Here is an 18877-nt window from a genome sequence, read left to right as displayed (position 1 = left end):
AAACCCCCGGTTCATCGCCGGGGGTTTTGTCACTCCGCCGCCCGGCGCTTGGGGAACAGCATGTCCTTCAGATAGCGCCCAGTATGGCTGCGCGGCTCGGCTGCCACGTCCTCGGGGGTGCCGACGGCCACGATCTCGCCGCCGCCATCGCCGCCTTCGGGGCCAATGTCGATGATCCAGTCGGCAGTCTTGATGACGTCCAGGTTATGCTCGATCACCACGACGGTGTTGCCCTGCTCGACCAATTCATGCAGCACTTCCAACAGCTTGCGCACGTCCTCGAAGTGCAGGCCGGTGGTCGGCTCGTCCAGGATATAGAGCGTGCGGCCCGTGGAGCGCCGCGCCAGCTCCTTCGACAGCTTCACCCGCTGCGCCTCGCCGCCCGACAGGGTCGTCGCCTGCTGGCCCACCTTGATATAGCCCAGCCCCACCTGCATCAGCGCGTCCATCTTCTCGCGGATCGAGGGAACGGCGGTAAAGAACCCCTGCGCGTCCTCGACCGTCATGTCCAGAACGTCGGCGATGCTTTTGCCCTTGAACTTGATTTCCAGCGTTTCGCGGTTGTAGCGCGCACCCTTGCAGGTTTCGCAGGTGACGTAGACGTCGGGCAGAAAGTGCATCTCGATCTTGATGACGCCGTCGCCCTGACAGGCCTCGCAGCGCCCGCCCTTGACGTTGAAGCTGAACCGCCCCGGCTTGTAGCCGCGCGCCTTCGCCTCGGGTAGCCCGGCGAACCAGTCGCGGATCGGGGTGAACGCGCCCGTGTACGTCGCCGGGTTCGAGCGTGGCGTCCGTCCGATCGGACGCTGGTCGATGTCGATCACCTTGTCCAAATGCTCCAACCCCTTGATCGTCTCGCACGGCGCGGGCGTTTGCCGCGCCCCGTTCAGCCGCATCGAGGCGGTCTTGAACAGCGTTTCAATCGTCAGCGTGGACTTGCCCCCGCCCGACACGCCGGTGACGCAGACGAATTTGCCCAGCGGGAATTCGGCCGTCACATCGCGCAGGTTGTTCCCCGTGGCCTTAACGACGGTGATCTTTTTCTTGTTGCCCTTGCGCCGCTCGGTGGGCACGGCGATTTCGCGCGTCCCGCTCAGGTATTGGCCGGTCAGACTGGCGGCGTCCTCGGCAATCGCCTCGGGCGTGCCTTCGGCCACGATCTGTCCACCATGCACACCGGCACCCGGGCCGATGTCGAACACATAGTCGGCCTGACGGATCATGTCCTCGTCATGCTCGACCACCAGCACGGTGTTGCCCTGATCGCGCAGGTTCTTGAGCGTGCCGATCAGACGGTCATTGTCGCGCTGGTGCAGGCCGATGGACGGCTCGTCCAGCACGTACAAAACCCCCGTCAGACCCGAGCCGATCTGGCTGGCCAAACGGATACGCTGGCTCTCGCCACCACTTAACGTGCCACTTGAACGACTCATCGTAAGGTATTCAAGTCCAACGTTATTCAGGAAGCCAAGGCGCTCACGGATCTCTTTCAAAATGGCGCGGGCGATCTCGTTTTTCTGCTTGGTCAGGTGCTCGGGGACGGTCTCGATCCAGGCGTAGGCCTCCTTGATCGACATCTCCACGACCTGACCCACATGCAGCCCGGCGATCTTCACCGCCAGCGCCTCGTCCTTCAGTCGGAACCCGCCACAGGCCCCGCAACGGCGGTTGTTCTGGTAGCGCTCAAACTCCTCGCGGATCCACGCGCTGTCGGTCTCGCGATAGCGGCGTTCCATGTTGGGGATCACGCCTTCGAACACGCGCGTCACCTGGTAGACGCGCCCGCCTTCGTCATAGCGGAACAGGATTTCCTCGTCGCCCGAGCCATAAAGGAACATCTTCTGCACCGCCTCGGGCAGGTCTTTCCAGCGGGCATTCTTGTCGAACCCGTAATGCTTGGCCAGCGATTCAATCGTCTGCAGAAAGTACGGAGACTTGCCCTTGCGCCAAGGTGCCAGCGCGCCGTCATAGACCTTCAGGTTCTGGTCTGGCACCACCAGACGTTCGTCAAAAAACAGCTCGACCCCCAGCCCGTCGCAGGACGGGCACGCCCCGAACGGCGCGTTGAAGGAAAACAGCCGCGGCTCGATCTCGGGGATGGTAAAACCGCTGACAGGACAGGCGAAGTTTTCACTGAAGGTGATCCGCTCCGGCTCCCCTTCTTTCGGGGCTGTCTCCAGCACGGCGATGCCGCTGGCCAGGTCCAGCGCGGTGCGGAAACTGTCGGCCAGCCGCGTCTCCAGCCCTTCGCGCACGACAATACGGTCGACGACCACATCGATGTCATGGCGGAACTTCTTGTCCAGCACGGGGGGCGTGTCCAGATCGTGGAATTCGCCGTTCACCTTGACGCGCTGAAAGCCCTGCTTGCGCAGCTCCAGGAACTCTTTCTTGTACTCACCCTTGCGGTCGCGGACGATGGGGGCCAGCAGGTAGGCGCGCGTGCCCTCCTCCATCGTCATGACGCGATCCACCATGTCCTGCACCTGCTGCGCCTCGATCGGCAGGCCGGTTGCAGGGCTGTAGGGCGTCCCCACCCGCGCGAATAGCAGACGCAGGTAGTCGTAAATCTCGGTCACCGTCCCAACGGTCGAGCGCGGGTTCTTGCTGGTCGTCTTCTGTTCAATCGAGATCGCCGGGGACAGGCCGCTGATGTGATCCACGTCCGGCTTTTCCATCATGTCCAGGAACTGCCGCGCATAGGCCGACAGGCTTTCGACATAGCGCCGCTGCCCCTCAGCATAAATCGTGTCGAAAGCAAGCGACGACTTGCCCGACCCCGACAGCCCCGTGATGACCACCAGCTGATCGCGCGGAATATCCACGTCGATATTCTTCAGATTGTGCTCGCGCGCGCCGCGCACCTCGATTTTCTTCAGCTCGGCCATGGGGTCCCCCGGATCAGTGGTTAACAGATAGTAGAGGCGCGACGAGTCTCCAAGAAAAAAAGCAGAACATTGCATGAACAACGGATAGGTTTTCAGCGTCAGCCGACACTATTTCGCGTGCGCAGCAAATTCATATTCCGTTTTCACTATTTATTTGATAGGGTCATCTTGAAGCGGGCGCAAAGCCCCATCAGATAAGTCACCAAAGTGACACCACACACAAGGACACGCACATGTTCAACTTCATGCGCCAATCTGCCCCCGCCCTGCCCATCGCTGACGCCATCAAGCAAGTGGCCGAGGGTGAGGCGATCCTGATCGACATCCGCGACCACGGAGAGCTGGCCTATTCCGGCAAGGCCAAGGGCGCGCTGCACATTCCGCTGATGCGGCTGGCCGACATGGCCGACCCGCGCCACCCCGATTTCCACCCTGATCTGGATATGAAAAAGCCGATCTGCCTGTACTGCGCCTCCGGCGGACGGTCGCAGATGGCCGTGGGCCTGATGAAGCGTCTGGGCTATGAGAACGTGACCAACATCGGCGGTCTGGGCCACTGGGTTGCCGCCGGCGGCCCGGTCGAGAAAGCGTAATCGCTCACCACACGCGTCCGGATTTTTCGAAAAAATCCGGACCAAATTCTTTCAAAGAATTTGGCCCCGCCGGATCTGACGGGGCCATTTTCGTTACATGTGGATCACACGCCCATACGCGTCCAGCACCGACTCGTGCATCATCTCGGACAGCGTCGGGTGCGGGAAGACGGTGTGCATCAGGTCTTCCTCGGTGGTCTCCAGCTGGCGGCCGATCACGTAGCCCTGGATCATCTCGGTCACTTCCGCGCCGACCATGTGGGCGCCCAGCAGCTCTCCGGTTTTCGCGTCGAACACGGTCTTGATCATGCCCTCAGGCTCGCCCAGGGCAATCGCCTTGCCGTTGCCGATGAACGGGAAGCGGCCGACCTTCACGTCAAAGCCCAGCTCTTTCGCCTTCGCTTCGGTATACCCGACCGAGGCCACCTGCGGGTGGCAATAGGTGCAGCCGGCGATGCTCTCGGGCTTGACCGGATGCGCGTGTTTGCCCGCGATCAGTTCGGCCACCATCACACCTTCATGCGACGCCTTATGCGCCAGCCAAGGGGCACCGGCGATGTCGCCGATGGCGTACAGCCCCTCGACACCCGTCCGGCAATACGCATCCGTCACCACGTGGGTGCGGTCGATCTTGACGCCCAGCCCTTCCAGGCCCAGCCCCTCGACGTTGCCGACGATGCCGACGGCCGAGATCACCGTGTCGAACTCGATCTTCTCGACCTTGCCCTTTTCCTCGATATGCGCAACGACCTTGCCGTTGCCGCGATCCAGCTGCTTGACCATCGCCTTTTCCTTGATGGTCATGCCCTGCTTGATGAACTGCTTCTTGGCGAAGGCGCTGATTTCGGCGTCCTCGACGGGCAGGATGCGGTCCATCACCTCGACCACGGTCGTGTCGGCGCCCAGCGTGTTGTAGAAGCTGGCGAATTCGATCCCGATCGCGCCCGAGCCGATGACCAGCAGCTTTTTCGGCATCCGTTTCGGGGTCAGCGCGTGTTTGTAGGTCCAGACCAGATCGCCATCGGCCTCCAGACCCGGCAATTCGCGGGCCCGCGCGCCGGTGGCCAGCACGATGGCCTTAGCGGTCAGTTCCTCGACGCCCTTATCGGTCTTGACGCTGACCTTGCCCTTGGCGGGCAGCGTGGCCTCGCCCATGACCACGGTCACCTTGTTCTTCTTCATCAGATGGCCGATGCCGCCCGACAGTTGCTTGGCCACTCCGCGCGAGCGTTGCACCACTGCGTTCAGGTCATAGCCGATGCCGTCCGCCTTCAGACCGAATTCCTTGGCGCGCTCCATCAGGTGGAACACTTCGGACGAGCGCAGCAGCGCCTTGGTCGGGATGCAGCCCCAGTTCAGGCAGATGCCCCCCAGATGTTCGCGTTCGACCACGGCAACGCTCAGCCCCAGCTGAGCGCCACGGATGGCCGCCACATACCCACCGGGGCCAGCCCCGATCACGATCATATCAAACGACTTGGCAGACATGCGCCCCCTCCGATTCAAAACTAGTTTGACGTTAAACTATTTTTTCCCGCCACTCAACCAAAACAAAACGCCCGCTGCGCTTTGACGCGCAACGGGCAAACAGGCCCTTGAAAAGGCTTGTTCTTTTTCTTTCGAAATACCGCGGCCTTATCCGGCCTGCAGCATCCTGACGGTGCGACCGTATCCGCCCTGGTCGATAAACTCGCGCTCATGCGCGCTGCTGCGGCGATCCAGCGCCGCGTTGCGATAGGGGAAACGACCGAATTCGCGGATCACCTGGCGATGCGCCTTGGCATGCAGCAGGTTCGGCGCACCGGTCGAGGGCATCCGCTCGGCCATCAGGCGCACGCAGCGTTCCTGATCGCACAGGTTTTCGGAATGCATCAGCGGCAGGTAGAAGAACTGCCGCGCCGGTTCGTCGATCTTCAGATCCCAGCCGTGGTCGATCGCGTTCTTGGCCGCTGTCAGCGCCACCCGGTCGGTGGCAAAGGCGCGCGCCTCGCCGCGGAACATGTTGCGGGGGAACTGATCCAGCAAAATGATATAGGCCAACGCCCCGCTGGGATAGGTCAGCCACAGGCTGTAGGCCCCCTGCTGCGCGTTTTCCCAAGCCTTCAGAAACTTGTCGCGGATCGCCTGATCCAGTGCCTCGTTACCGTCGTACCAGCCCTGCGGCCCGGTTTCATCCAGCCAAAAGGACAATACTTGCTCGACACTCACCATTCGGAAGCCTCCCTTGCCACCTTTTCTCATGATGTCATGGGAATGTTACATAACCATACGCCGGCGTGAACAGTCACGAATTACGACTTTTGGTCATATTCCGTGTTGGTAGCGCTAGCTTCGGCATGTTCCTGCGCGTCGATGGCCACTTCTTGGGCGATTTCCACCGCAATGGGCGAGGCCGAGGGCGATACGGGGGCGTATTGGCTGGCATCGTCATGCGAGGGCGCACGGCGCTGGGTCATCCGGTAACCCGCGTAAACCGCCAACCCGACCAGCAGCAGCGCAATCAGCAGAAAGTAGCCCTGCGCGCCAAAGGTGCTCATGGTCCAACCGGTGACGACGGGGCCCGCGATGGCGCCCAGCCCGTTGGTGAACACCAACCCCGAGGAGGCCGCCGCCATGTCCTTGGGTTGCAGGAAGTCGGTCGTATAGGCAATCAGCAGGGAATACAGCGGGTTTGCCGTGCCCCCGATCACGAAAGCCGCGACCAGCAGGATCACGTAGTTTCCGCCCAACATCATCGCCAGCAGCGCCGCCAGTCCTCCGGTGGCGGACACCAGCAGGATCAGCAAGCGCCGGTCCATCCGGTCCGACAGCCAGCCCAGCGGATACTGCGCCACGGTCGCGCCAACATAGAACATCGCGATGAACAGCGAGATTTCCGGCAGGCTCAGCCCCGCGTTCGAGCCATAGACCGCCGCCATACCATACTGTGCCGCATAGACACCGCCCAGCAGCAGCATCCCCACTGCACCCAGCGGCGAGACATTGACCAGCCCGCGCAGGCTCATGGGGGCTGTGGATTCAAAGGCGGGCGTCGGGTTGATCGACAGCAGGATCGGCGCAAAGGCAATCGACACCAGCACCGAGGGGATCACGAACAGCACAAAGCCTGACGGATCGGCCACCAGCAGCAGGCCCTGCGCGATGATGATGCCCACCATCATTGTGATCATATAGAGCGACAGCGCCTGACCACGGGTTTCATTGGTGGCTGCGTTGTTCAACCAGCTTTCAGCGACGACGTAGACGCCCGAGAAACAGAACCCGATGATCATGCGCCCGATGGTCCAGGCCCAGGGCTCGGCCAGCACGGGGAACAGGATCAGCACGGCGGAAATGAACGATCCAAGGGCGGCAAACACGCGGACATGGCCGACGCGGCGGATCATCTCGGGCGCCATGCGCGAGCCACCCAGGAAGCCGACGAAATAGGCGGCCATGACGATGGACATCTCGTAGGTCGAGAATCCCTCCATCGCGCCGCGCACGCCAAGCAACGTCCCTTGCAGGCCGTTCCCCACCATCAGCAGCATCAGGCCCAGCAGCAGCGCCCAGGCGTTCTTGAGAACTAGAAACATGACCGGTCCTTGTACGTGATCTTTAGTATGGCAGGTCAACGCATTGACCCGCCTGTCGGTTGCGACTGGCCGCCGCTGGTTAGCGACGTGATGGCACGATCAGCGCGGCGGGATCAACAGCGAGGCGTCGCCATAGCTGAAGAAGCGGTAACCTTCCGTGACGGCATGATCATAGATCGCGCGAATCCGCTCAGGCCCCATCAACGCCGAAACCAGCATCATCAGCGTCGATTTGGGCAGGTGGAAATTGGTCATCAGCGCGTCGGCGACATGAAAGGTGAAGCCGGGATAGATGAAGATATCCGTCTCGCCCTGCCACGGCCGGATCTGCCCGTCGCGCGCGGCACTTTCGATCAGGCGCAGGGCCGTGGTGCCCACCGGGATGACGCGCCCACCGGCGGCCTTGGTGGCAGCGATCTCGGCGGCGGCCTCGGCTGTGACCTCGCCCCATTCGGCGTGCATCTTGTGGGTGGTCACGTCCTCGACCTTGACCGGCAGAAAGGTGCCCGCGCCGACATGCAGCGTGACAAAGGAAATCTCGACCCCCAGCGCGCGGATCTGCTGCAGCAGCGGCTCGTCGAAATGCAGGCTGGCCGTGGGGGCGGCGACGGCCCCAAGGGCGCGCGCCCAGACGGTCTGGTAATCGGTCTTGTCCTGCGTGTCCGCCGCGCGTTTGGCCGCGATATAGGGCGGCAGAGGCATCTGCCCCGCGCCTTGCAGGGCCGCGTCGAAATCCGCACCATTCAGGTTGAATGACAGCACCCCCTGCCCGTCCTCCTTGGCCTCCAGACGCGCCGTCAGGTCCGGTGAGAACACGATCTCCTCGCCCTCGCGGATTTTCTTCAGCGGTTTCAGCAGCGCCGCCCAATGGCCATGCGCGCGCGGCTCCAGCAGCGTGACCTCGATCTTGGCCTGCGTCAGCCCCTCTGCGCCCATCCGCGACCGCGTGCCAGACAGACGTGCCGGCAGCACCTTGGTGTCGTTCAGCACCAGCCGATCGCCGGGGCGCAGCCAGCGCAGGATATCCGTCACCCTTGCATCGGTGATCGCATCCCCCTCGGCCACCAGCAACCGGGCCGAGCTGCGCGGCTTGGCAGGACGCGTGGCAATCAGGTGATCGGGCAGGTCGAAATCAAAGTCGGACAGTTTCATTGGCTTACCGTTGGGGGTGGGCGGCGGAATATGTCTCTAAACATGCCCGGCGTAAAGATCGACAGCGGATTTACCGAAACCTTCGGATCCGCCGCGTCGCCTGTCATGGTAAAGTTGAAACCGATCAGCCCCTCGCCCTTGCGCGTCAGCAGCGCCCCGATCGCGTTCACCGCATAGACCGGCGAGAACACGCCCTGCATGTCCAGCGTCTTGCTGGCCACGTCGTAAATCCCATCCAGCGAAATCCCGATCGAGGCCCCGACCCCGCTGGATTTCGTCACGATCACCTGGCTGGGCGTGATCCTGAAATCGCCCTCGACCTGGCTGAACAGGATGCCGCCGCCGCTCATCTGCTCCAGCAGGCCGATGATGCTGGCGGCGTTCAGCAGGTTGGCCATCGCGGGCGCGTCCTTCAGCCAGACGTCCTTGATCTCCAGCCGTCCGTCATAGCTGTCGCGCCCGACCGGAGTCAGTCGCAGCGCCAATTCACCCTTGGAGGCTTTGGACAGCAGCCCAGCATCCGAAATCGCCGCCCCCGCATCCTCGGCCCGGATCAGGAACCCACTGCGCCCGTTCTGCGGGCTCATATGCCCCGAGATCGGAGAGCCGCCGTTGATCCGCCCCGTGAATTTTCCCGAAATCCCCCCGCGCGCGGTGAAATCGCCCCGGAATCCGTTTAGCGCGATCTGGTCGATCACCTGCAACTTGTCCAGCCGCACGGTGATCGGAACGCTTTCCGCCGAACCGCCCCCGCCCGCGCCCGAGTCGATCACCGGCAGCTTACGCAGATCGGCCCAGCCGCCCTCGACCTCGACCCCCGGCGCCAGACCCTGCCCGCGCCCGACCAGCGTGATCGGCGCATCCAGCCATCCCGCCGCCTTGACCTGAGAAAACTGCGCCCGGTCCAGCCCGCTGTCATTCAGGCTGACCGCGCCGACCGCTGTCAGGCCCGGGGCCTCCAGCTCGATCCGGTCAATGGCCGGAATAACGCCCAGCCGACCACGGACCGAAAACGCCCCGGTCCCCGCCGCAGGCAGCGACCAGCCCAGTTGCGGGATGCTCAGCCCAATGCCCGCCAGCGTGCTGGAGCCGGTAAAGACCGGCTCCTGTCCCTCGGCCAGGTCCAGTACGAATTTCGCCGGCCCCGCACCGCTGACAGTTCCGCGCGGCAGGCCGATCTTGAACTCGTCCAGAAACGCCTGACTGACGGTCGCGCTGCCCTCGACCCGCGCCACGCGCGCCGGGTTGTCCCGCAACGGGGCCGCGAACACCGCGTCGAACGGCACCTGCCCGACACGCCCGCGCCCCTTGATGACCAGCCGCTCGGGCGTGACATGGGCACTCAGCCGCGACGCCGCCAGCACCCGGTTCGGGATCAGCTTGGACGAGCGCACATCGCTCAGCGCCGCGGTCACGTCGAAATGCACTTTGTCCATCGGCAGCTTCTTCTTCAGCTCCAGCCGGATTTCGCCCTGCACCTTGGCATGGCCATCCGCCAGCGTGACCGGGCGCTTGGCCTTCTGCATCACGTTCAGCGGCTCGCTGTCCAGCAGCGACAGCGCCGCCGTGATCGTGCCCTCGGCGGCCAGTTTGACCTGCGCAGGCGGCCCGCCCTTGATCCGCACGTCATCGACGATGAAACTGGTCCCCGCCGCGTCCAGCGGCCCGCCTTGCGGGGCCAGCACCGTGCCGCGCGCCGCCGTGACAACCAACCGATGGCCCATCAGCTCGGCCCGGCCCGCAGCCCCGGTGATCGGCGGCATGTGTTTCAGGAAACGGATTTCCGCGTCCCGAAACTCCGAGCCGACATAGATCTGCCGTTCCGCCCCAGGCCGCACCCGCAGGGCCAGCTGGGTGTTGCTCAGCACCACGGCCGCGATGTTTTCCGAAATCCACGTCCGGGTTTTCGAGACCACCTGTTCCGGCCAGAAAGACAGCACCGTATCGCGGGTCAGATCGTCGATATGCCCGTTCAGCGCCAGGTTCCAGCCGCCCTCTTCGGCGCGCAGACGGCCGTTCAGTACGGCCACATGCCCATCCTTGAGGAAACTCGCTTCGCCCAGCGTCAGATCGAACGGCGCAAGCCCCAGGCGAAAGGTCATCTGCGCCCCGTCCAGCGTGACGCGTTCAGGGTAAATACCGTTGGGGTTGGCGCTCAGCCCGGTCAGCGCGAACTGCGCCTGCAACCCGGACGGGCGGCCTGCGGTCAGCCCCAGCAGCCGCGCCTTGCCCTCGGCCCGACCGGTAAACCATTGGCTTTCCACCGACAATTCGTCGAACCGCAGCACCTGCGCCGCCGGATCATAGCTGAAATAGCTGCGCGCCGCGTCGAACGGGATCGGGCGCGTGCGGTCGTTGGGCTGCAACACCCCCGCCCCGATCTGCAACGTCCCGGACAGCGAGGCGACCTTGCCCTCGGCATCCAGACCCGAGCGCAGCGCCCCGCTGATCGGTGCCCGCAGCGCCTGCAACCAAGCCAGCGCGCCGACCTGCGAGGCGATGTCGCGCGCGGCCATATCCTCAAAGCTCATGCCGAACCGGGTCTGCGTCTCGCCGATCCGGCTTTCGAAGTTCACCTCCAGCGTGGTCGCGTAATCATACCCGCCCAGCAGCGCCAGATCGCCCCGGCCTTGCAGGTCATCGCCCTGACGGATCAGCTCGAACCGCGCACCGTCCACCGTCCAGGTGCGGTCCGCGCGGGCGTCCTCGTATTGCAGGGTCAAACCGTCGGCCTCGACCTCGCTCAGTGCCGACAGTTCGGGGGTCAGCAGCAGAGCGTCCAGCGCCTGGATCAGTTCCGCCGGGCTGGCCGCGCGCTTGGCCTCGGGCAAGGCGCCAAAACTCAGGTCAAAGCTGCCATCCGCCCGCCGCCGCACGTTCACGCTGGCGCCGCTCAGGTGCAGCTTGCCCAGCAGGATCTTGCCCTCCAGCAGCGGCCGGAACGCCACGCGCGCCTCAAGGTTGGCAAGGCTGATGACCGGCAGCCCCTCGTCCGTCAGAATCTCGGCGTCGCGCATCATGATCCGGGGCCGCCCCGTTCGCGGGAACAGCAACGAGATGTCGCCAAACCGGATATCCGCCCCCGGCAGTGCCTGCGCCAGCCGTTCCTCGACCCGTTCATGCACCCAGTCGGGCATCTTGATCGGGCGTCCGGTCTGCTGGTAGATCCACGCCCCGGCCCCGGCCAACAGGCAGCCAAAGCCGATAAATAGCCACCAAAGCCACCCCCACCGCGAACGGTGCGCGTGATCCGCCTGGCTTTGCAGCTTCGTCATCTCTGCCCAACTTCGCCCAACCCGAGGGGCCGAACGCCTTTATTCTTTTCGTTAACGTACTATTACTACACCAGACCCCGCGACGCATCTCAGGAATTGACCGTGACCGAACTGACCACTGCCCCCGATTTCACCCTGCCCCAAGATGGCGGAGACCCCGTCACCCTGTCGGCCCTGCGCCCGTCGCCCGTGGTGCTGTTCTTCTACCCGCGCGACAACACCTCGGGCTGCACGAAAGAAGCGATCGGCTTCACCGAAGCCCTGCCCGCTTTCGAAGCCCTTGGCGTCAAGGTCTTCGGCGTATCGAAAGATTCCCTCGCAAGCCATGAAAAATTCCGTGAAAAGCAGGGCCTGAGCGTTTCCTTGCTGTCGGACGAAAACGGCGATCTCAGCGAACGCCTGGGCGTGTGGAAAGAAAAGTCGATGTACGGCAAGAAATTCTGGGGGATCGAGCGGTCGACCTTCCTCATTGACGGCACCGGCACCATCGTCCGCGAATGGCGCAAGGTCAAAGTCGCCGGCCATGTCGAAGAGGTGCTGGAGGCCGCCCGCGCCCTATGACCCAGACCCTGACCCTGACCGAAATGGCGGTCGAGGTGCTGACCACCGCCGACGGGCGCGCGAAAACCGCGCTCTCGCGCCGTCACGCCGCCGCATGGTTCGCCGCCCGCGCCGCTGGCACCCCGATCCCCGTGGGCACCGCCAACCCGCCGATGCAGCCCGCCCGCCCCGCGCAGCCCGAACTGCTGGACCCGCGCGACGTGCCGCGCCGCCGCCCCGGATCGGTTCAGGGCCGCACCGCGATCCTGCATGCCGTCGCCCATATCGAGCTGAACGCCGTTGACCTGCACTGGGACATCATCGCCCGTTTCGGCCACATCCCGATGCCGCCGGGGTTCTACGACGACTGGGTGAAATCCGCCGACGAGGAATCGAAGCACTATAATCTGGTCTGCGACTGCCTTGAGGCGATGGGAAGCCATTACGGCGCCCTGCCCGCCCATGCCGGCATGTGGCGCGCCGCCGAGGACACCGCCGCCGACATTCTGGGCCGTCTGGCCGTGGTGCCGATGGTGCTGGAAGCGCGCGGGCTGGACGTCACCCCCGGCATGATCGAGGTCTTCAGAAAGGCCGGTCAACAGGACGTGGTGGACGCCCTCGGCGTCATCTACGCCGAGGAAGTGGGCCATGTCGCCTATGGCTCCAAGTGGTTCCATTTCCTGTGCGGTCGCCACGATCTGGACCCCAAGGACCAGTTCCACGCGCTGGTGAAGCGCTACTTCCACGGCGCGCTAAAACCCCCGTTCAACGAGGAAAAACGCGCCGAAGCAGGCCTTCCGCCCGATTTCTACTGGCCATTGGCCGACGAAACGCCCCCGCGGCACGCCCGCTGACATCGGCAGGTTCCCGCCAAATCGGCGGGAATCGACCCACCCGGCCCGGCCAATTGGCCAAAATTCTTGCCCAATCCTTTCTTGCCCGTTAATCACCCCTAGGGCGGCGCGCGAACAATGAACGAGACGCGCCCGACTGGGGAAACGGAATAAGGACGCTGGGGTGAGGACACGTCTGGCCATCAAGATCGACGCACTGCTGGAGAAATACTTTCCCGAGCGGCGGCTTTTCCTGCGATCCGACACCGACACGCGGTTCATCCGCCTGCGTCCGGTCACTCAGCTGATCGGGTTTACGGGTTCGGCGACGGTGATCGCCTGGGCGATCATCGCAACCGCAATCCTGCTGATGGACTCGATCGGGTCCGGCAATTTCCGCGAGCAGGCCAAGCGCGATCAGCGCACCTACGAAGACCGCCTGAATCTGGTCTCGGACGAACGCGACAGCCGCGCCGTCGAGGCGCTGGCCGCGCAAGAGCGCTTTAACAAGGCGCTTGAACAGATTTCCGTCATGCAGGAACAGCTGCTGGAATCCGAAACCGCCCGGCGCGAGCTGGAAACCGGCATCGAAGTGATCCAGACCACCCTGCGCCGCACCCTTAAAGAACGCGACGAGGCGCGCCAGACCCTGAGCGCACAAAAAGAGCAGATGGACGGCCAGAAAGGCAAAGCCAAGCTGGCCTCGGCCAAGACCGATCTGGACACTCTGAACTTCATGGTTGCCGCGCTGGACGACACCGCCGCGCAACGCGATCAGATCGTCGCGGATGCGCAAGAGGCCCTGCAACGCGCCGATGACCTGTCCCATCAGATCCGCCTGATGCAAGACCAGAACGACCAGATCTTCCGCCAGCTCGAAGACGCGATGAGCGTCTCGGTCAAGCCGCTGGACAAGATGTTCCGCGCCGCTGGCATGAACACCAACTCGATCCTGGACCAGGTGCGCCGCGGCTATTCCGGCCAGGGCGGCCCGCTGATGCCGATCAGCTTTTCCACGATGGGCGAGGAACCCTCCGAGGATGCGATCCGCGCCAACCGTCTGCTGCAGCAGATGGACCAGCTGAACCTCTACCGTATCGCCGCCGAGGCCGCGCCCTTCGCCAATCCGGTGTTCAAATCCTTCCGATTCACCAGCGGTTACGGCTATCGCCGCGATCCCAAGACCGGCGGCCGCCGTCTGCACCAGGGCACGGATTTCGCCGCCCCCGTCGGTACGCCGATCTACGCCACCGCCGACGGTGTCGTCAGCGAAGCGGGCTGGTCCTCCGGCTACGGTCGCCTGATCAAGATCAAGCACAAGTTCGGCATCGAAACCCGCTATGCCCATCTGTCAAAAATTTCCGTGAAGAAAGGGCAAAAAGTATCGCGCGGACAGCGCATCGGTGATATGGGATCATCCGGTCGTTCAACCGGGTCCCATCTCCACTACGAAGTGAGAGTCGACGGGAAGTCCGTCAATCCAATGATCTTTATCAAGGCTGCACGAGATGTTTTCTAAGAGCAAAATCAACGAACCCGCACAGAAGGCCCCCGAAGCCGCGAAACCCGCAATGCCCGAGGCGCCCACCGCTCCGGCCAGCGATTTCAAAGCGTCGGCCCCCAAACCGAAGCCCCCGGCATCGATCCTGTCGTCGGACCTGACCATCGTCGGCAACCTGAAAACCACCGGTGACATTCAGGTCGAAGGCGCCGTCGAAGGCGACATCCGCGCCCACCTGCTGACCGTCGGCGAAACCGCCACCATCAAGGGCGAAGTCGTCGCCGATGACGTCGTGGTGAACGGCCGCGTCGTGGGCCGCGTGCGTGGCCTGAAGGTGCGCCTGACCTCGACCGCCCGCGTCGAAGGCGACATCATCCACAAGACCATCGCGATCGAATCCGGCGCCCATTTCGAAGGCTCGGTTCAGCGTCAGGACGACCCGCTGTCGAACAAGGGCGCAGCGCCCAAGCCCGCAGCCCCCGCGGCCCCCAAAGCCGAAGGCTGATCCGCCTTACCTTGTGAAATCCCGAAATGCCGCGCCTGTCGCGGCATTTTTTTCGTCCGTCCTCATGGTATCCCCAATGCGCCGCATTTTCCTGGTCCTGGCCCTGTTGGCCGCTCCCCTCCATGCTCAACCGATCCCCGAGGATCAGCTTTGCCTGACCCCCATCGGCATCGGCGCGCTGAAGGACGGATACTGCGACCCCCTGCCCGGTGACAAGCGCGAGATCAAACCCGCCCAGCTGCCGATCCACCTGCGCAACGACTTCCGCCTGAAACTGAACGTTGTCTCGGCGGACAACCCCGAGGAGGATTACGACCTCTCCTCGCTCACCAACAACGACACCGTGACCGAGTTGGAGCTGTTCCGCGTCGGCCCGATCGACATGTCCCCGCTGCCCTCGATGCAGGCGCTGCGGGCGCTGTCGCTGTCGGCTCAGGCCGCCCGTTCGCTGGGTCAACTGACCACCCCGCCCGCTACCGTGCGCGACCTGCGCCTTTACGCCCCCGGCGACGTGCTGGATCTGTCCGCACTGGCCAGCTGGACCGACCTGCGCGTGCTGAACGTCATCGCCCTGGGCGTCACCGGGCAAGAGGCCCTCGCCAACCTGCCCCACCTGCAAAACGTCAAATTCGACCTAGGCCAGCAGACCGACCTCAGCGTTCTGGCCAACGCCAAAAAGCTCGAGGCGCTCTACATCCGCGGTTCTCTGGGCCGCACCGTGTTCAGCGACGCGTCATTCGTCGCGGGCCTGACGGATCTGCGCATGCTCAGCCTGGAAACCAACGCGATCACCGATCTGTCGCCGCTAGCGGGCCTGACCAAACTGCGCGGCCTGGCGCTGTCCGGCAACGCGGGCGTCACCGACATCTCGGTCGTGCGCAACATGCCCGACCTGCGCAGCCTGGAGCTGGACAAAACCAACGTCTCGGACCTGTCGCCCCTGCGCGGGATGACCAAGCTGGAAATCCTGTGGCTGGACCGCACCCCGGTGTCCGACATCTCGGCGCTGGCCGAAACCCCTGCGCTGTGGGGGCTGAAACTGGTGCGCACGCAGGTCAGCGACCTCAGCCCGCTGCGCAATCTGCCGCTTCGGCACCTGAACGTCATCGGCGCGCCCGTCACCGATTTCAGCCCGGTGCCGCCCGGGGTCAAGCTCAAGAAATGATGGTTTGATCATATCCATCCGCGCCGATTTTCCCTGTTGAAAATCGGCCTGCGCCCGGCGACAATGAATTTGATCAAATCATTGGACGCACCCTCATGACCCAGATGCTTGCCGGCATCCCCCTGTCCCGCCTGACCGATTTCGCCACGTGTGAGGCCGCGCGCTACGCCGCCGCCCGCCCCCGCACCAAGGCCGCTTTGGACGGGGCCGAACCCGCATGGCTGGACGGCGTGCCGATGCACTGGATGCGCGACTGGCCGATGCCCTTTCCGCTGCTGGTAGCCCAGGCCAAGGGCGCGCGGTTGACCGATCTGGACGGCCACAAGCTGGACGATTTCTGCCTTGGTGACACCGGCTCGATGTTCGGCCACTCCACCGCCCCGGTCGCACGCGCCATCCGCGCACAGGCGGGCAACGGGCTGACCTACATGCTGCCCACCGAAACCGCCCTGCGCGCCGGAGAGGCCCTGTCAGCCACGTTCGGAGACTTCCGCTGGCAGATCGCCACCACCGCCACCGACGCCAACCGCTTCGCCCTGCGCGTCGCCCGCGCCGTCACCGGGCGGCCCAAGGTGCTGGTGTTCAACGGCTGCTATCACGGCACCGTTCAGGACGCGATGGTGATGCGGCAGGACGGCCAGACCGCCCCGCGCCCCGGCCTTGTCGGCCAGGTCTCGGACCTGACCCGCCTCGCCGCCTGCGCCGAGTTCAACGATCTCGCCTCGGTCGAAACCCTCCTGCAAACCGGAGAAATCGCCGCCGTCCTGACCGAGCCCGTCATGACCAACTCTTGCATGGTCCTGCCGCAACCCGGTTTCCACGACGGCCTGCGCGATCTGTGCACCCGCTACGGCGCCCTGCTGATCATCGACGAAACGCACACGATCTCCTCGGGCTATGGCGGCTATACGCGCACGTATGGGCTGAACCCGGACATCTTCGTCGTCGGCAAATGCGTGGCGGGCGGGATGCCCACCGCCGTCTGGGGCCTGCGCCCCGATCTGGCCGAGCGTTACGCCGCCTATAACGCCACCCGCCCTGCGGGCCATTCCGGCATGGGCACCACCCTGTCCGCCAACCCGATGCAATTCGCCTGCCTGCTGGCCACGCTGACCGAAGTCATGACCCCGGCCGCCTACGCACATATGGAGGACGGCGCTGCCCGTCTGGCCGCAGGCCTTTCTGCCGCGATCACCCGACACAACGCCCCTTGGCACGTCGTCCGCGTCGGCGCGCGGGTGGAATTCATCTGCGCCCCCGGCCCCCTGCTGAACGGGATCGAGGCCGCGCAGGCCCATATCCACCCCGTCGAATCCGCCGTCCATACCGGGCTGCTGAACCGGGGTTGCCTGATCGCGCCGTTTCACAACATGATGCTGGTCAGCCCCGCCACCTCTCGTGCGCAGATCGACCGGCTGATCCGCGCCTTCACCTCTGTCCTGTCCGAGCTTTTCGCATGACCCACAGCCCCTCCGGCTCCGCCCCGTCCGAAGCCCAAGCCTTCCTCGATGCCCACCCGGATGTGCAGGCCGTCGACATCGTGCTGCACGATTCCAACGGCATCGGGCGCGGCAAGATCATCCGCCGGCACGAGTTGCTGTCGCTTTACCAATCCGGGCGGCACATGCCGATCTCGATCCTGGGTCTGGACATCTGCGGCGAGGACGTGGACGAGACCGGCCTGATCTGGGATCAGGGCGACGGCGACCTGCGCGCCTGGCCGATCCCCGGCACGCTGAAACTGTTGCACAACACCCGGCCGCAGCGGGCCGAAGTGCTGCTCTCGCTCTACGAACTGGACGGCACCCCGATGACCTCGGACCCGCGCCACGCGCTCAAACGGCAGGCCGATGCGCTGGCCGAACAGGGCCTGTTCCCCGCCGCCGCGTTCGAGCTGGAGTTCTTCCTGCTGTCCAACGACCGCGACGGCAACGGCCAGATCCAGCCCGCCCGCGCCGCCCTTGACGGCCGCGCCTCGACCAAGACCGAGGTCTATTCCGTCGATCACCTCCATGGCATGCTACCCCTGTTCACCGACATCTACGCCGGGGCCGAGGCCGCCGGGATCAAGGCCGAGACCATGATCTCGGAATACGCGCCGGGCCAGTACGAGCTGACCCTGCATTACCGCAAGGACGTGCTGGCCGCCGCCGACGACCTGATGCGCCTGAAACGCATCGTCCGCGCCCAGGCCCGCGCGCATGGCATGACCGCCTGTTTCATGGCCAAACCCTTTGCCGATTACGCCGGGTCGGGGATGCATTTCCACGTCTCGCTGCTGGACCACGCGGGCGCGAATATCTTTGTCGAGGACACCCCCGGCACCTTCGCCCCGCCCCTGCTGCACGCGCTTGGCGGCCTGCGCGCGACGATGCCGGAATCGATGCTGATCTTCGCCCCGCACCTGAATTCCTGGCGGCGCTTCGCCAACCGTTCCTACGCGCCGATTTCGACCAGCTGGGGGGTGAACAACCGCTCAGTCGCGCTGCGCGTCCCCGAAGGCGCCCCCGCCGCCCGCCGGATCGAGCATCGCCCCGCCGGTGTCGACGCCAACCCCTATCTGGTCGCAGCAACCATCCTCGCCGGCATCCGCCACGGGCTACAGCACCGTCTGGACCCCGGCGAACCCGTCACCGGCAACGGCTATGACGCGCCCGAACCCGCCGCCATCCCGCGCGACTGGGCCAGCGCCATCGACGCCGCGCGCGCCTCGGATTTCTTGAAATCCGCCCTGGGCGAGGACATGCACCGCACCTTCACCGCCGTCAAATCCGCCGAATACGACCGCGTCGCCCGCACGATTTCCGAGGTCGATTACGACCTCTACCTGCACACCGTCTAGGCCCCATC

The 18877-nt window shown here is 64.5% G+C and carries 14 protein-coding genes; 8 read left to right on the top strand and 6 right to left on the bottom strand.

All coding sequences use genetic code 11. From position 1 onward, the window contains the following. Window positions 1-29 precede the first annotated feature (29 nt). On the bottom strand, window positions 30-2888 hold the full coding sequence (uvrA, locus tag E7681_RS06860) for an excinuclease ABC subunit UvrA (protein ID WP_136338543.1): 2859 nt from the start codon (window positions 2886-2888) through the stop codon (window positions 30-32). 233 nt (window positions 2889-3121) lie between these two features. Here uvrA and E7681_RS06855 point away from each other — a divergent pair, with 233 nt between their 5' ends. Further along, the gene (locus tag E7681_RS06855) at window positions 3122-3481 is read left to right on the top strand and encodes a rhodanese-like domain-containing protein (protein WP_136338542.1); all 360 of its coding nucleotides are present in this window, start codon (window positions 3122-3124) and stop codon (window positions 3479-3481) included. A gap of 93 nt (window positions 3482-3574) precedes the next feature. On the opposite strand, the gene lpdA is transcribed toward E7681_RS06855, so the two are convergent. The 5 genes from lpdA to E7681_RS06830 form a co-directional block, all read right to left on the bottom strand. After that, a complete protein-coding gene (lpdA, locus tag E7681_RS06850; protein WP_136338541.1) occupies window positions 3575-4969 on the bottom strand; it encodes a dihydrolipoyl dehydrogenase in 1395 nt (464 codons plus the stop codon). 147 nt (window positions 4970-5116) lie between these two features. Then, window positions 5117-5692 carry a DUF924 family protein gene (locus E7681_RS06845; protein ID WP_136338540.1) on the bottom strand — a complete coding sequence of 192 codons (576 nt, stop codon included), beginning with the start codon at window positions 5690-5692 and terminating at the stop codon, window positions 5117-5119. A gap of 80 nt (window positions 5693-5772) precedes the next feature. Next, window positions 5773-7056, bottom strand: coding sequence for an MFS transporter (locus tag E7681_RS06840; protein WP_136338539.1), 1284 nt, complete (start codon window positions 7054-7056; stop codon window positions 5773-5775). A gap of 99 nt (window positions 7057-7155) precedes the next feature. Continuing rightward, entirely contained in the window at window positions 7156-8208 is a 1053-nt protein-coding gene (gene queA / locus E7681_RS06835; RefSeq protein ID WP_136338538.1) for a tRNA preQ1(34) S-adenosylmethionine ribosyltransferase-isomerase QueA, read from the bottom strand. Continuing rightward, window positions 8205-11483, bottom strand: a complete 3279-nt coding sequence (locus E7681_RS06830; RefSeq protein ID WP_136338537.1) for a YhdP family protein — start codon at window positions 11481-11483, stop codon at window positions 8205-8207. Before E7681_RS06830 ends, queA begins: the two co-directional genes overlap by 4 nt. A gap of 102 nt (window positions 11484-11585) precedes the next feature. On the opposite strand from E7681_RS06830, the gene E7681_RS06825 reads away from it, so the two are divergent. The 7 genes from E7681_RS06825 to E7681_RS06795 all read left to right on the top strand — a co-directional run bounded on the left by E7681_RS06825 (window position 11586) and on the right by E7681_RS06795 (window position 18869). Then, window positions 11586-12044, top strand: coding sequence for a peroxiredoxin (locus E7681_RS06825; protein ID WP_136338536.1), 459 nt, complete (start codon window positions 11586-11588; stop codon window positions 12042-12044). Window positions 12045-12067: 23 nt separating this feature from the next. Further along, window positions 12068-12877, top strand: a complete 810-nt coding sequence (locus tag E7681_RS06820) for a ferritin-like domain-containing protein (RefSeq protein WP_136338919.1) — start codon at window positions 12068-12070, stop codon at window positions 12875-12877. A 163-nt stretch (window positions 12878-13040) separates the two neighbouring features. Next, window positions 13041-14375 carry a M23 family metallopeptidase gene (locus E7681_RS06815; RefSeq protein ID WP_136338535.1) on the top strand — a complete coding sequence of 445 codons (1335 nt, stop codon included), beginning with the start codon at window positions 13041-13043 and terminating at the stop codon, window positions 14373-14375. Then, window positions 14365-14862 (top strand): bactofilin family protein, encoded by a 498-nt coding sequence (locus E7681_RS06810; protein WP_136338534.1) that lies wholly within the window; start codon window positions 14365-14367, stop codon window positions 14860-14862. The genes E7681_RS06815 and E7681_RS06810 overlap by 11 nt, the downstream gene beginning before the upstream one ends. Before the next feature lie 76 nt (window positions 14863-14938). Next, on the top strand, window positions 14939-16027 hold the full coding sequence (locus E7681_RS06805) for a leucine-rich repeat domain-containing protein (protein WP_136338533.1): 1089 nt from the start codon (window positions 14939-14941) through the stop codon (window positions 16025-16027). Window positions 16028-16122: 95 nt separating this feature from the next. Next, window positions 16123-17487, top strand: a complete 1365-nt coding sequence (locus E7681_RS06800; protein WP_136338532.1) for an aspartate aminotransferase family protein — start codon at window positions 16123-16125, stop codon at window positions 17485-17487. Then, window positions 17484-18869, top strand: a complete 1386-nt coding sequence (locus tag E7681_RS06795; RefSeq protein WP_136338531.1) for a glutamine synthetase family protein — start codon at window positions 17484-17486, stop codon at window positions 18867-18869. Before E7681_RS06800 ends, E7681_RS06795 begins: the two co-directional genes overlap by 4 nt. The last annotated feature ends 8 nt before the right edge of the window (window positions 18870-18877 follow it).

This window comes from Thalassobius vesicularis (genome assembly GCF_004799325.1).
GTDB lineage: Bacteria > Pseudomonadota > Alphaproteobacteria > Rhodobacterales > Rhodobacteraceae > Thalassobius > Thalassobius vesicularis.
Note: the sequence above shows the minus strand (reverse complement) of the source record. Positions and strands in the feature narration are given on the sequence as shown.

Coding starts and splice junctions, on each gene's coding strand:
- uvrA (WP_136338543.1), bottom strand. CDS start 2,888: ATGGCCGAGCTGAAGAAAATCGAGGTGCGCGGCGCGCGCGAGCACAAT.
- E7681_RS06855 (WP_136338542.1), top strand. CDS start 3,122: ATGTTCAACTTCATGCGCCAATCTGCCCCCGCCCTGCCCATCGCTGAC.
- lpdA (WP_136338541.1), bottom strand. CDS start 4,969: ATGTCTGCCAAGTCGTTTGATATGATCGTGATCGGGGCTGGCCCCGGT.
- E7681_RS06845 (WP_136338540.1), bottom strand. CDS start 5,692: ATGGTGAGTGTCGAGCAAGTATTGTCCTTTTGGCTGGATGAAACCGGG.
- E7681_RS06840 (WP_136338539.1), bottom strand. CDS start 7,056: ATGTTTCTAGTTCTCAAGAACGCCTGGGCGCTGCTGCTGGGCCTGATG.
- queA (WP_136338538.1), bottom strand. CDS start 8,208: ATGAAACTGTCCGACTTTGATTTCGACCTGCCCGATCACCTGATTGCC.
- E7681_RS06830 (WP_136338537.1), bottom strand. CDS start 11,483: ATGACGAAGCTGCAAAGCCAGGCGGATCACGCGCACCGTTCGCGGTGG.
- E7681_RS06820 (WP_136338919.1), top strand. CDS start 12,068: ATGGCGGTCGAGGTGCTGACCACCGCCGACGGGCGCGCGAAAACCGCG.
- E7681_RS06810 (WP_136338534.1), top strand. CDS start 14,365: ATGTTTTCTAAGAGCAAAATCAACGAACCCGCACAGAAGGCCCCCGAA.
- E7681_RS06805 (WP_136338533.1), top strand. CDS start 14,939: ATGCGCCGCATTTTCCTGGTCCTGGCCCTGTTGGCCGCTCCCCTCCAT.
- E7681_RS06800 (WP_136338532.1), top strand. CDS start 16,123: ATGACCCAGATGCTTGCCGGCATCCCCCTGTCCCGCCTGACCGATTTC.
- E7681_RS06795 (WP_136338531.1), top strand. CDS start 17,484: ATGACCCACAGCCCCTCCGGCTCCGCCCCGTCCGAAGCCCAAGCCTTC.